The sequence below is a fragment of the Microbacterium sp. NPDC056569 genome (assembly GCF_042793475.1).
GTDB lineage: Bacteria > Actinomycetota > Actinomycetes > Actinomycetales > Microbacteriaceae > Microbacterium.
The window spans coordinates 33,386-47,674 of the sequence record NZ_JBHTUV010000012.1 but is presented as its reverse complement, the minus strand read 5'-3'; the positions used below and the strand labels follow the sequence as shown (position 1 = coordinate 47,674).

General features: G+C 71.3%; 13 protein-coding genes. 10 read left to right on the top strand and 3 right to left on the bottom strand.

Annotated features, from left to right (window positions below):
- Nucleotides 1–31: 31 nt before the first annotated feature.
- The gene (locus ACFQ7C_RS14765; protein WP_378902585.1) at nucleotides 32–2,122 is read right to left on the bottom strand and encodes a beta-galactosidase; all 2,091 of its coding nucleotides are present in this window, start codon (nucleotides 2,120–2,122) and stop codon (nucleotides 32–34) included.
- Nucleotides 2,123–2,229: 107 nt separating this feature from the next.
- Between ACFQ7C_RS14765 and ACFQ7C_RS14760 the strand changes: the two genes are divergently transcribed.
- The gene (locus tag ACFQ7C_RS14760) at nucleotides 2,230–3,279 is read left to right on the top strand and encodes a LacI family DNA-binding transcriptional regulator (RefSeq protein ID WP_378902582.1); all 1,050 of its coding nucleotides are present in this window, start codon (nucleotides 2,230–2,232) and stop codon (nucleotides 3,277–3,279) included.
- A gap of 228 nt (nucleotides 3,280–3,507) precedes the next feature.
- On the opposite strand, the gene ACFQ7C_RS14755 is transcribed toward ACFQ7C_RS14760, so the two are convergent.
- Entirely contained in the window at nucleotides 3,508–4,779 is a 1,272-nt protein-coding gene (locus tag ACFQ7C_RS14755) for an ammonium transporter (protein WP_378902579.1), read from the bottom strand.
- A gap of 268 nt (nucleotides 4,780–5,047) precedes the next feature.
- On the opposite strand from ACFQ7C_RS14755, the gene glnT reads away from it, so the two are divergent.
- From glnT to ACFQ7C_RS14715, 8 genes are read left to right on the top strand one after another with little or no spacing between them, the layout of a single operon-like run.
- Nucleotides 5,048–6,418 carry a type III glutamate--ammonia ligase gene (gene glnT / locus ACFQ7C_RS14750; RefSeq protein ID WP_378902576.1) on the top strand — a complete coding sequence of 457 codons (1,371 nt, stop codon included), beginning with the start codon at nucleotides 5,048–5,050 and terminating at the stop codon, nucleotides 6,416–6,418.
- A 37-nt stretch (nucleotides 6,419–6,455) separates the two neighbouring features.
- Nucleotides 6,456–7,382 (top strand): glutamine amidotransferase, encoded by a 927-nt coding sequence (locus tag ACFQ7C_RS14745; RefSeq protein ID WP_378902573.1) that lies wholly within the window; start codon nucleotides 6,456–6,458, stop codon nucleotides 7,380–7,382.
- A complete protein-coding gene (locus ACFQ7C_RS14740) occupies nucleotides 7,379–8,104 on the top strand; it encodes a protein glxC (protein ID WP_378902570.1) in 726 nt (241 codons plus the stop codon). The genes ACFQ7C_RS14745 and ACFQ7C_RS14740 overlap by 4 nt, the downstream gene beginning before the upstream one ends.
- A gap of 38 nt (nucleotides 8,105–8,142) precedes the next feature.
- Nucleotides 8,143–9,468 (top strand): FMN-binding glutamate synthase family protein, encoded by a 1,326-nt coding sequence (locus tag ACFQ7C_RS14735; RefSeq protein ID WP_378902567.1) that lies wholly within the window; start codon nucleotides 8,143–8,145, stop codon nucleotides 9,466–9,468.
- A 4-nt stretch (nucleotides 9,469–9,472) separates the two neighbouring features.
- Nucleotides 9,473–10,042: a HutD family protein gene (locus ACFQ7C_RS14730; protein ID WP_378902564.1), complete on the top strand. Its 570-nt coding sequence runs from the start codon at nucleotides 9,473–9,475 to the stop codon at nucleotides 10,040–10,042.
- Between the two features lie 9 nt (nucleotides 10,043–10,051).
- Entirely contained in the window at nucleotides 10,052–11,185 is a 1,134-nt protein-coding gene (locus ACFQ7C_RS14725; protein WP_378902561.1) for an FAD-dependent oxidoreductase, read from the top strand.
- On the top strand, nucleotides 11,182–12,432 hold the full coding sequence (locus ACFQ7C_RS14720) for an allantoate amidohydrolase (RefSeq protein ID WP_378902559.1): 1,251 nt from the start codon (nucleotides 11,182–11,184) through the stop codon (nucleotides 12,430–12,432). Before ACFQ7C_RS14725 ends, ACFQ7C_RS14720 begins: the two co-directional genes overlap by 4 nt.
- Nucleotides 12,429–13,022, top strand: a complete 594-nt coding sequence (locus ACFQ7C_RS14715) for a helix-turn-helix domain-containing protein (protein ID WP_378902556.1) — start codon at nucleotides 12,429–12,431, stop codon at nucleotides 13,020–13,022. Before ACFQ7C_RS14720 ends, ACFQ7C_RS14715 begins: the two co-directional genes overlap by 4 nt.
- A 12-nt stretch (nucleotides 13,023–13,034) precedes the next feature.
- Here ACFQ7C_RS14715 and ACFQ7C_RS14710 read toward each other — a convergent pair whose 3' ends face one another.
- Nucleotides 13,035–13,352 (bottom strand): hypothetical protein, encoded by a 318-nt coding sequence (locus ACFQ7C_RS14710; protein WP_378902553.1) that lies wholly within the window; start codon nucleotides 13,350–13,352, stop codon nucleotides 13,035–13,037.
- Between the two features lie 129 nt (nucleotides 13,353–13,481).
- Between ACFQ7C_RS14710 and ACFQ7C_RS14705 the strand changes: the two genes are divergently transcribed.
- Nucleotides 13,482–14,267, top strand: coding sequence for an alpha/beta fold hydrolase (locus ACFQ7C_RS14705; protein ID WP_378902550.1), 786 nt, complete (start codon nucleotides 13,482–13,484; stop codon nucleotides 14,265–14,267).
- The last annotated feature ends 22 nt before the right edge of the window (nucleotides 14,268–14,289 follow it).

The following is a 14,289-nucleotide window of genomic DNA, read 5'->3' as shown; positions in this document are numbered from 1 at the left end:
TCTCGGTGGGATCGCATGACCCCGTGGGTGCTCACCTTCCGACGAGGCAGCGTGTCGACCACGCCGGAAGGGAGATCTCGGTGTCGGCCGCCAGCTCCTCCGCCGTGACGGCGTCCGCCAGGTCGACGGCCGGCGTGAACGCCTGCGGTTCGGCGCTCCAGTTGAAGACGAACCACACGCGGCGGCCGTCGGGCAGCGTGCCCGAGCTCACCGTGACCGGAAGCGCGCGCCCCGGCGCGATCACATCGGCCACGGGCGTCGGTGCGGCCCAGCGCACGAGGTCGGCCGCCAGTTCGGCGGAGGGCACCGTGCCGACCACGGTGATGCGCCCGTCGCCGTGCTCGCGGCTGGTCACCGCGGCGAAGTCGCCGAACCGCGGGTGCACGTAGCGGACGAGGGTGTCGGCGTCGGACGGCAGGAGCCCGTCGGCCCACAGGGTCGCCCGCGCGCCGTCCGACAGCGTGAGGTCCCCGTCGGAGGCGAGCGGCAGCGGTTCGCGCAGGTTCGAGAATTCCTCGTAGCTCACGCCCGCGGCATCCGTGAGCCGCGCCGGAGCCACGCTGACACGCGCCCGCGCCTCCTCGTCGCCGTAGCCGGTGCGGATGCCGACGATGAGGTGGCCGCCGGCGGCGGCGTACTCACGCAGCAGGTCGAGGTGGGCGTCGGTCGCGACGTAGAAGCCGGCCGCGATGAGGACGGGGAACCGTGCGGCGAGCTTCTCCGCACCCCACGAGAGGGCCTGATCGGGGTGCAGCACCCGTGCCTGCGCGCGGCCGTCGACGATGCCGCGGTGGAACGCGTCGAAGATGCGCGTGTAGCTGGTTCGGTCGGGCTGGCCCGTCGCCGTGGGGAAAGTGGGGAAGAACTCGAGCGCGAAGCGCGAGTCGTTCGACCACAGGAGCGCGACGTCGCCATCGGGCTCATAGCCGTCGAGCAGGTCGCCGATCGCGGCGAAGTCCGCGCCGACACCCGCGAGCTCGCGATAGACGCGTCCCGGCTCGAGACTGTGGGGAAGGATGCCGCCCCAGTAGGTCTCGGTGCCGTACGGCAGCGTGTGCCAATGCCAGTACTCGATCATCGCGGCGCCGCGCGAGACGAACGCGAACGCCGCCTGCGCGAGCTGGCCGGGGTACGGCGGCAGGTTGAACTCCGATCCGCCGATCGACTGCGCGTCCGTCTCGGTGACGAGGAACCGGCCCTGGTTCGACGAGAACAGCCGGTCGGCCTGGCGGAACATCGCCGCAACGCCGCTCGTGGTCCACGGCGTCACCGGCGCGAGCTCCTTCGTGGCGTCGAGGTGGTCCTGCATCGCGTAGTACGGGTTGCCCGCGGTGATGTCGAGCGCCTCGACGAGCTTCTCGTCGTCGAGCGCCGGGCGCGGATACGCGATGCACGTCGTCACGAACTGCTCGGGCGTCGAGTACTCGCGCACGATGTCGGCCTGCCAGGCGATGAACTCCGTGGTGAGCTCGGCCTGGTAGCGACGCCAGGCGAGGTCGTACTGCGGGAGCGAGTTGCCGTCCGGCGTCCACAGGTCGGACCAGTCCGACAGCCGGTGCGACCAGTAGGTGAGCCCCCACTCGCGGTTGATCGTGTCGACGTCGCCATAGGTCGCCGCGAGCCGGCGCACGAACCGCTGGAACGAGCCGCGGTTGTGGAAGAGCACCATGCCGGGCTCGTTGTCGACCTGGTACCCGATCACCGCCGGGTGCGACGCGTACCTGCCGACGACGGCGCGGATGACGCGCTCCGCATGGAAGCGGAAGGCGGGGTGCGAGTAGTCGACCTCCTGGCGAGCACCCCAGGGCATCGGCTCGCCGGTGTGGACGTCCGCCGCGATCTCGGGATAGGCCGTCTGCAGCCACGGCGGAACGGCGTACGTCGGCGTTCCCAGCACGACGGCGATGCCCCGCGCGTGCGCCCCGTCGAGCACCGGCTGCAGCCACTCCAGGTCGAACTCCCCGTCGCGCGGCTCCCACGTCGACCACACCGACTCGCCGACGCGGATGACGGTGAAGCCCGCCGCCTTCATCAGGTCGAGGTCTTGATCGACGCGGTCGCTCCGGTGGTACTCCGCGTAGTACGCGGCGCCGAAGAGGATGCCGGATCGGTCGAGATGCATCGGGGACTCCGTTGTCGTCGAGAGAGGGGTTCGATGTTTTCGGAAACATCAGGGCGGAGTTAGTATGTTTCCGGTAACATCGCGCTGTCAAGGGACAATCGGGAATCGTGAGAAAAGAGACCGAAGCGCAACTGGGGGCGCCCGCGGCATCGGCCCGCGCCGCGACGATCTACGACGTCGCGCAGGTGGCCGGCGTGTCGCACCAGACGGTGAGCCGGTTCCTCACGGGCTACCCGGGGATCCGGCCCGAGACGAAGGCGCGCGTGGAGGCCGCGCTCGCCGAGCTGGAGTACCAGCCGAACCTGTCCGCCCGCAGCCTGAAGTCCGGACGGTCCCACCGCATCGGCGCACTCGTCCACGACGAATCGGAGACGGGGCCGAGTCTCACGGCGCACGGCGCCACCATGGAGGCGCGCGAGGCGGGCTACGTGCTCGACGTCATCTCGCTCGACGCCCACGACCGCGACTCGATCACGAAGTCGCTGGCGCTCATCGGCCCGAACACCCTTGCCGGGGTCCTCGCCCTCGCGTCGACCGACGAGATGGTGCGCGCGTTCGACGCGGCGCACTTCACGATGCCGACGTACGTCCACAGCGAGGCCGACGACACCCGACTGGCGAAGACCGACGTCTCCCGCGTCGGCATGCCGGCTCTCATCGCCTACCTCCGCGACCTCGGTCACCGCCGGCTCGCCCACGTGGCGGGCCCGGCGAACTGGTCGGCAGGCCGCAACCGGGCACGCGCGTTCGCCGCGGCGGTCGAGGAGCTCGGCCTCATCAACGCCGGCGAACTCACCGGCGACTGGTCCGCCCGATCCGGCTACGACGCCATCGCCGCCCTGCCCGTGCTCCCCGACGCGACGGCGTACGTCGTGGCGAACGATCAGATGGCGATCGGGGCCATCCTCGCCCTGAAGAGACGCGGGCTGCGCGTTCCCGCCGACGTCAGCGTCGTCGGCATCGACGATCTCCCCGAGTCGGCGTACATCGATCCCCCGCTCACCACGCTGCGCGTCGACCACGTCGCGCGGGGCCGGGAAGCGGTCGCATCGCTCATCGGCCAGATCGAGGGCGTTGCGGCCCGGTCCGTGCCCATCGAGATCCCGCACGTCGTCGTGCGGGAGTCGTCGGGCCCGGCTCCCTCCCGGCGACGCTGACGCCGGCACAGAATCGGAGGGAATCCGCGGCGCGCCGGGCCGCGGCATCCGTCACCGGCGCGTCGCCGGAATTCTCCGATTCTGTGCACCCGCGCCGGGGTTCCAGCATCCGCCACCGCCACCCCGGCATCGCGAGAGGGCGGATTCCCGCACGCCGTGGTGTGCGGAAACCTACCCTCTCGCGATTCCAGATGGACGGGGACGGATGCTGCGCCCCCGGCGCCGGCGTCAGGCCGGCTGCTTCTCGTCGAGCACGTAGCCCGTCTCGCCGTGCTCGGCGAGGTCGACGCCGGCGACCTCGTCCTCGCTCTTGACGCGGAAGCCGAGTGTCTTGTCGATCGCGAAGCCGATCACGAGGGTGAGGATCAGCGAGTAGCCCAGCACCGCGAAGGCCGCGATCGCCTGGACGACGAGCTGCGTGCCGTCGCCGCCCATGAACAGGCCGGCGCCGGTCGCGAAGAAACCGAGGTAGAGGGTGCCGATGAGGCCGCCGACGAGGTGGATGCCCACGACGTCGAGCGAGTCGTCGAAGCCCCACTTGTACTTGAGCTCGATAGCGAGAGCGCACAGCGCACCGGCGACGAGACCGAGCACGATCGCCCAGATCGGGGTGAGCGCGGCACACGCCGGGGTGATCGCGACGAGACCCGCGACGGCGCCGGACGCGGCGCCGACAGAGGTGGGCTTGCCGTCCTTGAGCTTCTCGACCACGAGCCAGGCGAGGAGCGCCGCGGCGGTCGCCGCGATCGTGTTGACGTAGACGAGGGCCGCGGTGCCGTCGGCCGCGAGCTCGGAGCCGCCGTTGAAGCCGAACCAGCCGAACCACAGCAGGCCCGCGCCGAGGAGCACGTACGGCGGGTTGTGGGGCGTGTGGACGCCCTTCTTGAATCCGACACGCTTGCCGAGGACGAGCGCCAGCGCGAGCGCGGCCGCACCGGCGTTGATGTGCACGGCGGTGCCACCGGCGAAGTCGATGACGCCGACGCCGAAGACCTCCTGCAGGCCGTACGTGATCCAGCCGCCGTACGCGAAGCTGCCGTCCTCGGCGAGACCGAAGTTGAAGACCCAGCTGGCGACGGGGAAGTAGACGACCGTCGCCCACACGCCTGCGAACAGCATCCATGATCCGAACTTCGCGCGGTCGGCGATCGCACCCGAGATCAGCGCCACGGTGATGATCGCGAACGTCGCCTGGAAGGCGACGAACGCCATGGGCGGGTAGGCCGCGCCCTCGGGCACCTCGATGAGGCTCTCGAGCCCGACGGCCGACCAGTCGATCGCCCACGGCGCGACGAGTCCGTCGGAGCCGGGGAACGCGATTGCGTAGCCGTAGATCACCCACAGCACGCCGATGAGTCCGGCCGCACCGAACGTCATCATCATCATGCTGATGACGCTCTTCGCTTTGACGAGACCTCCGTAGAAGAAGGCCAGACCGGGCGCCATCAGCAGCACGAGTGCTGCCGACAGCAGGATGAATGTGGTGTTTCCCTGATCCATGACGCGAGCCTCTCTGCAGGCGGCTGCGGGAGGGACCGCCGGGTTGCGGTGCACCTGTGATCTGCGCCTGCCGACAGACCACTGCCGTGCAACCCATTTTCACCACGCGCAACTCAGCGGCGATTTCTGCCGCGTGAACCTTGCGTGACAACAGGTGAGACCGGTTTTACGTGCGCGAAACATCGGCGACACCTCCCTGCCGTGGATGGATTGTTACTGTCGTTCAACACGCTTCACCAACAGTCAACCCGACCTGAGGAGATCCGCCATGACCCTTCCCGCCTTCGCCGGGGGTGACCTCGTCACGCTCCCCACCGCACCGCAGTCGCTGCGCGATCGCGCGCTGGCGGACGACGTCCGCTTCATCCTCGCGGTGTTCGTCGACCTCAACGGCAAGCCCTGCGCCAAGCTCGTGCCGGTCTCAGCCGCAGACGAGCTCGAGGCCGGCGAGCTCGGCTTCGCGGGCTTCGCCGCCGGACTCATCGGACAGCGCCCGCACGACGCCGACCTCATCGCGGTGCCCGATCTCGACTCGTACGCGCCCATCCCGTTCGTGCGCGAGGGCCTCGCGATCGTGCACTGCGATCCCTACGTCGACGGCGAGCCGTGGCCGTACGCACCGCGCGTCATCCTCAAGCGCGCGCTCGCGCGCCTCGCCGATCGCGGCCTGTCGGCCAAGGTCGGCGCCGAGGTCGAGTACTTCCTCGTGGACCGCTCCGAAGACGGCACGCTGACGGCGGCCGACGCCAAGGACGAGGGTCTGCGCTCGTGCTACGACGCCCGCGGCGTGACGCGCATGTACGACCACCTCGCGGCGGTCAGCGACGCGATGAACGCGCTCGGCTGGGGCAACTACGCCAACGACCACGAAGACGCCCCCGGTCAGTTCGAGCAGAACTTCAAGTACGAGGAGGCCCTCGTCACGGCCGACCGGGTCATCACTCTCCGCTACCTCATCGGCATGCTCGCCGAGCAGCGCGGCATGACCGCGACCTTCATGCCGAAGCCCTTCAGCGACCGCGCCGGCAACGGCCTCCACTTCCACCTCTCGCTGTGGAACGAGGACGGCGCGCCGGTGTTCCCCGACGCGGCCGACGAGCGGGGGCTGGGCCTGTCGGACGTCGCCTACTCGTTCGTGGCGGGCATGCTCGACCACGCCCCCGGCCTGCAGCTGTTCCTCGCGCCGAGCGTCAACTCCTACAAGCGCCGCGGCGCCACGACGAGCGCGTCGGGCGCGACCTGGTCGCCCAAGCACGCGACGTACGGCGGCAACGACCGCACCCACTTCATCCGCGTGCCCGACGCGAACCGCATCGAGCTGCGCGCCGCCGACGGCTCGGCGAACCCCTACCTCGCCCTCGCGGCCGTGGTCCACGCCGGTCTCGACGGCATCGAGCGCGCGGCCGACCCCGGCGCCCCCTGCGGACCCGGCGAGTTCCGCGAGACCTCGGCCGTGCTCCCCCGCACGCTCCTCCACGCCGTGCAGTCGCTCCGCGACGACGCCGTGCTGCGCGACGCGCTCGACGACGGCGGCCACGGGGTCGGGGAGTACTTCGCCGACGCCAAGGAGGACGAATTCCTCGGCTGGCACAACACCGTCACCGAGTGGGAGCTCGACCGCTACCTCACGGCGTACTGAGCGCCGCAGCATCCGTTACGAACGAAAGGAACCACCCATGTGCGGAATCGCTGCACTGCAGATTCGCAACCCCGCGCTGCGCGGCGAGCTCGGCGGCCTCATGCACGGCATGCTGTGCGAGATCGTCGAGCGCGGCCCCGACTCGGCGGGCCTCGCCCTCTACGGCTCGGATCGGCTGACTCCCCAAGGATCGTCGGCGATCACCGTGATCACGGATGCCGACCCCGCCGCTCTCACGGCAGACCTGCGCGCGAACCTGCCGGACGGAGCAGAGCCGACGGTGGTCGCGTACGCCGAATCCGTGCTCGTGAACGCGGAGGTCGAGGCATCCGTGCTGGAGAACGCGGTGCGTGCCGCGCTTCCCGGAGAGAGCATCATCGGCCGCGGATCGAACGTCGCCGTGCTGAAGGGCGTCGGCCACCCGGTCGAGCTCGCCGACGTGTACGGGCTCACCGAGATCAGCGGCACGCAGGCGCTCTCGCACACCCGCATGGCGACGGAGTCCGCCGTGACGGCGGTGGGCGCGCACCCGTTCACCGTCGCCGAGGATCTCTGCCTCGTGCACAACGGCTCGTTCAGCAACCACGCGTCGATCCGCCGGTGGCTGCGCGCCGAGGGCGTCGAGTTCGACAGCGAGAACGACTCCGAGGTCGCCGCCCGCTTCATCGCGTGGCGCATGGGCCACGGCGACGACCTCGAGTCAGCGCTGAAGGCGCTGCAGGGCGTGTTCGACGGGTTCTACACGCTCGTCGTCACGACCGCCGACAGCATGGCGGTCGTGCGCGACCCCATCGCGTGCAAGCCGGCGATCATCGCCGAGACCGAGGACTGGATCGCGATGGCGTCGGAGTACCGCGCCCTCGCGGGCCTTCCCGGTATCGAGGACGCCCGCATCTTCGAGCCCTCGCCCGGCGTCGTCTACACCTGGGCGCTCGCGCCCGTCCTGGAAGGAGCAGCCCGATGACCCTCATCGCCACCCAGCCTGTCGCCAGCGTTCGCGGAGGCACCACCGCCACCACGGTCGACCTCGCCGACTCGACCGTGCGCGAGCTCAACCAGCTGCTGCACGACGCCGCTGACGGCGACGCGTTCGTCGTCAAGTCGCCCGTCGGCAGCCACAACATCGCGGTCGGCATCACCGCCGACATCGACGTGACCGTCGACGGCAACGTCGGCTACTACTTCGCCGGCATGCACCAGACCGGCACCGCCACCGTGCACGGCAGTGCGGGCGTCGGCCTGGCGGAGAACATCATGTCGGGCGTCGTGCACGTGACCGGCGACGCCTCCCAGTCGACCGGTGCGACAGGCCACGGCGGTCTCGTGATCGTCGACGGCAACACCGGCGCACGCTGCGGCATCTCGATGAAGGGCGTCGACATCGTCGTGGGAGGCAGTATCGGCCATGCGTCGGCGTTCATGGCGCAGGCCGGCCGCCTCGTCGTCTGCGGCGACGCGGGCGAAGCGCTCGGCGACTCGATCTACGAGGCGCGCATCTACGTGCGCGGCGAGGTCGCCTCCCTCGGCGCCGACTGCGTCGAGAAGGAGATGCGCCCCGAGCACCTCGCCGAGCTCACCGACCTGCTCGACCGCGCCGGCCGCGCCGAGGACCCCGCCGAATTCAAGAGGTACGGCTCGGCGCGCAACCTCTACCACTTCAAGGTCGACAACGCCGGCTCGTACTGAGCCCCGTCGACCATCCGGATCCACCCAGGAGCATCACCATGACCACCGATCTCGCCGCGCTCGGCCTCCGCGAGTCCGCGACCTTCGACCGCGCCACCATCTCCGACATCCAGCGCGCCGCCGCCACCGGCATCTACGACATCCGCGGGTGGGGGGCGAAGCGCGCTCTCCCCCACTTCGACGATCTGCTGTTCCTCGGTGCGAGCATGTCGCGGTACCCGCTCGAGGGCTACCGCGAGAAGTGCGCGACCGACGTCACCCTCGGCGCGCGCAACGCGCTGGAGCCGGTCCACCTCGACATCCCGGTGACGATCGCGGGCATGAGCTTCGGCGCCCTGTCGGCCAACGCCAAGGAGGCCCTCGGCCGCGGCGCGAGCGAGGCCGGCACTTCGACGACGACCGGCGACGGCGGTATGACGCCCGAGGAGCGCGGCCAGTCGAGGACGCTCGTCTACCAGTACCTGCCGTCGCGCTACGGCATGAACCCCGACGACCTCCGCAAGGCCGATGCGATCGAGATCGTGCTCGGCCAGGGCGCGAAGCCCGGCGGCGGCGGCATGCTCCTCGGCCAGAAGATCACCGAGCGCGTCGCCGGTATGCGCACCCTCCCGGTCGGCATCGACCAGCGCTCCGCGAGCCGCCACCCCGACTGGACCGGGCCCGACGACCTCACCATCAAGATCGCCGAGATCCGCGAGATCACCGACTGGCGCAAGCCCATCTACGTCAAGATCGGCGCCTCGCGGCCCTACTACGACACCGCTCTCGCGGTGAAGGCCGGCGCCGACGTCGTCGTGCTCGACGGCATGCAGGGCGGCACTGCGGCGACGCAGCAGGTGTTCATCGAGCACGTCGGCATCCCGACGCTCGCGGCCATCGGCCCCGCCGTCCAGGCGCTGCAGGAGCTCGGCGTGCACCGCACCGGCGTGCAGCTGATCGTGTCGGGCGGGATCCGCAACGGCGCCGACGTCGCGAAGGCGCTGGCATTGGGAGCGGATGCTGTGGCCATCGGCACCGCGGCCCTCATCGCGCTCGGCGACAACGACCCGCGCTACGCCGACGAGTACGCGAAGCTCGGCTCTGCGGCCGGCTTCTACGACGACTTCCAGGACGGACGCGACCCCGCCGGCATCTCGACGCAGGACCCCGAGCTCTCGGCCCGCCTCGACCCGGTCACCGCCGGACGCCGGCTCGCGAACTACCTCCGCGTGCTCACGCTCGAGGCACAGACCATCGCCCGCGCGTGCGGCAAGTCGCACGTGCGCAACCTCGAGCCCGAGGACCTCGTCGCCCTCACGGTCGAGTCCGCCGCGATGGCAGGCGTGCCGCTCGCGGGCACCTCCTGGATCCCCGGGCGCAGCTGACGCCATGTCCCTCGACCTGGGCGCACTCTCGGATCTGGATGTGGTCACGCCCGCCGACGCCTCTCCGGAATCGTGGGCGAACGGCCTCGGCGTCACGCGCGTGCTCGCGAAGCGGCTCGCGTGGCGGCTGAGCATCGCGGAGCTGCGGGGACGAATGCCGTTCTCGGCGTTCCCCGGCATCGACCGCGTGCTCATCCCGCTGAGTGCGCCCACGGTCGCCCTGGCCGTCGACGGGGTCGAGCGGCGCGTCACGCGGGAACGCGGCATCCGTTTCCGTGGTGAAGCCCGCGTCATCGCGACCGCGGATCGCGGCGGCGTCTCGGTCGTCAACCTCATGGTCAAGCGCGGGCTGGCGGAGCCCGCATACCGCGTCGAACTGCACCGCGGCACGGTGCACGTGGACCCGGCGGCCACCCTCACGGTGCTGCTGGCGGGAGCGGCGACGGTCGACGACCTGCCGCTCCCGCCCGGCAGCGCGCTGCTGCAGAGCCCCCGCGAACGCCGCATCGTCTGCGAGTCCGCGCTCATCGCGCGGTTCGACCTCACTCCGTCCGGCGACGAGCCGCCCTCCTGAAAGGCCACCATGTCCCTCCACCCGATCGCGATCATCGGCGCCGGCCTCGCAGGCGCCGCCACGGCGTGGCAGCTCGCCCATCGCGGGCACGACGTCGTCATCCTCGAGCGCAGCGTTCCCGCGAGCGAGTGGGGCAGCTCGCACGGCTCGGCGCGCATCCTGCGCTACACCTACCCCGACCCGTTCTACACCGGCCTCATGGTCGAGGCGCGGCGCGGCTGGGACGAGCTCGAAGCCCTCCGCGGCGAGCGTCTCATCACGCCGACCGGCTCGCTCGACTACGGCGCCACGCGCGACCCGTCGGTGCTGGCGAGTGTGCTCGCGGACGCGGGCGTTCCGCACGAGCTGCTCACGGCTGCCGAGGCCTCGGCCCGCTGGGCGGGGTTCGCGTTCGACGGTCCGGTGCTGTGGCATGAGAACGCGGGTGTCATCGACGCCGAGGAGACGGTGAGGACCATGGTCGGGCTGGCGACCGCCGCGGGCGCCGAGCTTCGGCAGGACTGGGCGGCGGCTCGCGTGCGCCCGCACGGCGACGACTACCTTGTGGAGTCGGAGTCGGGCGACACGGTCGTGGCGTCGCAGGTCGTCGTCGCGGCGGGCGGCTGGCTGCCGGCGCTGCTCGGCGGCCTGGGCCTGCCGCAGGAGGCGCTCGACGGGTTCCCGAAGCTCGAGGTGCGGCAGGAGCAGGCGCTGCACTTCCCGTACCGCGACCCCGCCGCGGCATGGCCGACGTTCATCAACAAGCGCGCCGACATCCAGGTCTACGGTCTGCCGGGCGGGCGCGACGCGGGCTTCCGCGGCCAGAAGGTCGCGGAGTACAACGGCGGGCGCATCATCGGCTCGGCGCTCGAACACGACCGCATCGTCGACCCCGCGCGGCGCGACCGGCTCGTCGAGTACGTGGCGACGGCGCTGCCCGGGCTCGTGCCCGAGCCGTACGCCGAGACCACGTGCCTCTTCACGAACGCCCCCGCCGACGAGTTCATCATCGACCGCGTCGGCGGGGTGACGATCCTCTCCCCCTGCTCGGGCCACGGCGCCAAGTTCGCGCCGCTGCTGGGCGAGCTCACCGCGCGGCTCGTCACGGGTGAGGACTCCGGCATCGCACGGTTCCGTCCGCTCGCGGCCCTGGCGGGCGCATGAGCGTCGCGGGCATGCTGCGCGAGATCGCGGCGGTGGGAGCCGATCCGGCACGCGGCGGCTTCAGCCGGGCCGGATACTCCGACGCCGACCGCGAGCTGCGCGAATGGTTCACCGGGCACGCCGAGGCTCGGGGCCTCGACCTCGAGCGCGACGGCAACGGCACGCTGTGGGCGTGGTGGAACCCGGGCGGGAGCACCGCGGGCGCCGTGATCACCGGCAGCCACCTCGACTCCGTGCCCGGTGGTGGCGGCTACGACGGACCGCTGGGCGTGGCATCCGCTCTCGCCGCCGTCGATCTCCTGCGCGCCCGCGATGTCGTCCCGGAGCGCCCGATCGGGATCGCGGTCTTCCCGGAGGAGGAGGGGTCGCGGTTCGGCGTCGCGTGCCTGGGCTCGCGCCTGATGGGCGGTGCGATCGGCCCCGAGCGCGCGCTGGCGCTCACCGACCGCGAGGGCGATACGTTCGCCGAGGCCCTGCGCCGAGACGGTCTCGACCCGGCGCACATCGGCCCCGATCCCGGGCGGCTCGCCCGCATCTCGTCATTCGTCGAGCTGCATGTCGAGCAGGGGCGCGGCCTCATCGAACTCGGCCGGCCGGTCGCGATCGCCTCGTCGATCCTCGGCCACGGCCGCTGGCGTGTGACCGTCGACGGCCAGGGCAACCACGCCGGCACGACCCTCATGGACGACCGGCGCGACCCCATGGTCGCGGCCGCGCGGATGATCGTCGAGATCCGCGACCTCGCACGCCGCACGCCCGACGCGCGCGCGACCGTCGGCCGCCTCGAGCCGGTGCCCGGAGGGACGAACGTCATCGCGTCGCAGGTGCGGTTCTGGATCGACATCCGCCACCCCGACGACCTCGTCACCGCGGCGCTCGTGTCGGAGGCACGCGACCGGATGCTCGCGGCGGCCGTCGACGAGGGCTGCCGCGCCGACGTGCGCGAGGAGTCCCTCAGCCCCACCGTCGACTTCGACCTCGGCCTGCGCGACGCGCTCCGCGCCACGCTGGCCGACGCCCCCGAACTGGGCACGGGTGCTGGTCACGACGCGGGCGTGCTCGCAGCATCCGTCCCGACCGCGATGCTGTTCGTCCGCAACCCGACCGGCATCTCGCACTCCCCCGAGGAGCTCGTGGAGGACGCGGACGCCGAACTCGGCGCCGTGGCGCTGGCCGACGTGCTGCAGGGGCTGGCCGCGCCGGCCGCCGGGGCGGCTGCGAGCACCGCACATATGATGGCGAGGTGAGTGCCGCGATCCCCGGAGCAGCCGACGCGGGAGGCGTGCTCGAGCCGGTCATCGCCCAGCAGGTGCGTCGCTACCGCGCCGAGCAGGGAATCTCGGCGGCCGACCTCGCGGCACGCACCGGGCTGTCGAAGGCGATGATCTCGAAGATCGAGTCGGCGACGACCTCGTGCTCGCTCACGACGCTGCAGCGATTGGCCGACGGCTTCGGCATCCCGGTCACCGCACTGTTCCGCGGGTCGGCGAGCGACCGCGAGGCGTCGTTCACGAAGGCCGGCGCGGGCAGCGTCAGCGTGCGCAGCGGCACGCAGCACGGGCATCTGTACCGGATGCTCGGCGTGCTCAAAGACACCCCGAACGCGCTCGAGCCGACGCTCGTCACACTCACCGACGCGTCGAACGTGTTCCCGCTCTTCCAGCACCCCGGTACCGAGTTCCTGTACATGCTCGAGGGACGCATGAAGTACGGGCACGGCGGCTACGAGTACGAGATGGCGCCCGGCGACGCGCTGCTGCTCGACGGCGAGGCGGCCCACGGGCCGGTGGAGCTCATCGAGGTGCCGATCCGGTTCCTCGCGATCCGGTCGCGGTGAGACCCGGGCGGCTCACGAGATGTCGAGCGGATCGTCCACCATCCGCGCGGGAGGTGGCGACACGATGAGCCGCGTCCGCTCCTGCATGTAGCCGACGGCCTCGTCGTTCGTCGGGCCGCTCAGCGAGTTCTGTGTCGTCTGCGTGATGAGCTCCGTGCTCGCGTTCAGCAGGAACGTCGCGTCGACCTCGTTGCCGTCGAGGCCGATCGCGTGCAGCGTGATGGTGTCCGTCAGTCCCGAAAGCCCCAGGGCACGCGCGTACTCCATCAGCCAGTCGGCCGCCTCGTCGTCGAGGAAGAGTGCCTTGTCTGCGTACGTCACGTGCTTCATGCCGCAAGGGTGCCCTTCGCTCGCGCCTCCCGCACACGTGGTTGACACGGGTGCCGATGCGTGCAGGGACTCGGATGACGGATGCTGCGCCCCTGTCGCGTGTCGGACACCCGTGGTTGGCTGGCGCCCATGAACACCGTGACCTCTGCCGACGGCACTCCCATCGGCTACGACCAGACGGGCGACGGCCCGGTCGTCGTCATCGTGAACGGAGCGATGTCGACGGCGGCCGACGCGGCAGGGCTGGCGACCGCGTTGGCGGATGCCGGCTTCCGAGCGGTCACGTGGGATCGCCGCGCGCGCGGCTCGAGCGGGGACGCGCGGGACTCCACGCCCGAGCGCGAGGTCGAGGACCTCGCGGCCGTGATCGACGGCGTCGGTGGCGAGGCCGCGGTGCTCGGCCATTCGTCGGGCGCGGTGCTGACGCTGTTCGCCGCGTCCCGTGGGGTGCCGGTGCGGGCGCTGTTCCTTTCGGAGCCGCCGCTGCGGTTCGGCGTCGACGAGCCGGCCGACGATCTCGCCGAGCGCCTGCAGACCCTCGTCGACGACGGTCGCGCCGACGAGGCGATCGTCACGTTCCAGCTCGAGGGCGTCGGGCTCCCGCGCGAGATGGTCGACGGCATCCGCGCGAGCGATCAGTTCGCCGCGCTCGTGCCGCTCGCGCAGTCGACCGTGTACGACACGAACCTCGTGGGCGTCGCGTCGACGCCGAGCGCCGAGATGCTCTCGGTCGCGGCGCCGGTCACCGTGCTGCGCGGCGCGCAGACGTTCCCGATGCTGATCACCGCCGCCGACCGTCTGGCCGACGAGATCGATGGCGCCGAGCTCGTCGTCGTCCCCGAGTCGGTCATGCACCGCCCCGACCCCGCCGCGACCGCTCGCGTGGTGAAGGAGCGCCTGATCCCCGGTCGCTGAGCGAGCGAGACGAAACGCCCCG

Bases quoted from the DNA above. Each gene is read 5' to 3' on its own strand.
- ACFQ7C_RS14765 (WP_378902585.1), bottom strand. From the start codon at position 2,122: ATGCATCTCGACCGATCCGGCATCCTCTTCGGCGCCGCGTACTACGCG.
- ACFQ7C_RS14755 (WP_378902579.1), bottom strand. From the start codon at position 4,779: ATGGATCAGGGAAACACCACATTCATCCTGCTGTCGGCAGCACTCGTG.
- glnT (WP_378902576.1), top strand. From the start codon at position 5,048: ATGACCCTTCCCGCCTTCGCCGGGGGTGACCTCGTCACGCTCCCCACC.
- ACFQ7C_RS14745 (WP_378902573.1), top strand. From the start codon at position 6,456: ATGTGCGGAATCGCTGCACTGCAGATTCGCAACCCCGCGCTGCGCGGC.
- ACFQ7C_RS14740 (WP_378902570.1), top strand. From the start codon at position 7,379: ATGACCCTCATCGCCACCCAGCCTGTCGCCAGCGTTCGCGGAGGCACC.
- ACFQ7C_RS14735 (WP_378902567.1), top strand. From the start codon at position 8,143: ATGACCACCGATCTCGCCGCGCTCGGCCTCCGCGAGTCCGCGACCTTC.
- ACFQ7C_RS14730 (WP_378902564.1), top strand. From the start codon at position 9,473: ATGTCCCTCGACCTGGGCGCACTCTCGGATCTGGATGTGGTCACGCCC.
- ACFQ7C_RS14725 (WP_378902561.1), top strand. From the start codon at position 10,052: ATGTCCCTCCACCCGATCGCGATCATCGGCGCCGGCCTCGCAGGCGCC.
- ACFQ7C_RS14720 (WP_378902559.1), top strand. From the start codon at position 11,182: ATGAGCGTCGCGGGCATGCTGCGCGAGATCGCGGCGGTGGGAGCCGAT.
- ACFQ7C_RS14710 (WP_378902553.1), bottom strand. From the start codon at position 13,352: ATGAAGCACGTGACGTACGCAGACAAGGCACTCTTCCTCGACGACGAG.
- ACFQ7C_RS14705 (WP_378902550.1), top strand. From the start codon at position 13,482: ATGAACACCGTGACCTCTGCCGACGGCACTCCCATCGGCTACGACCAG.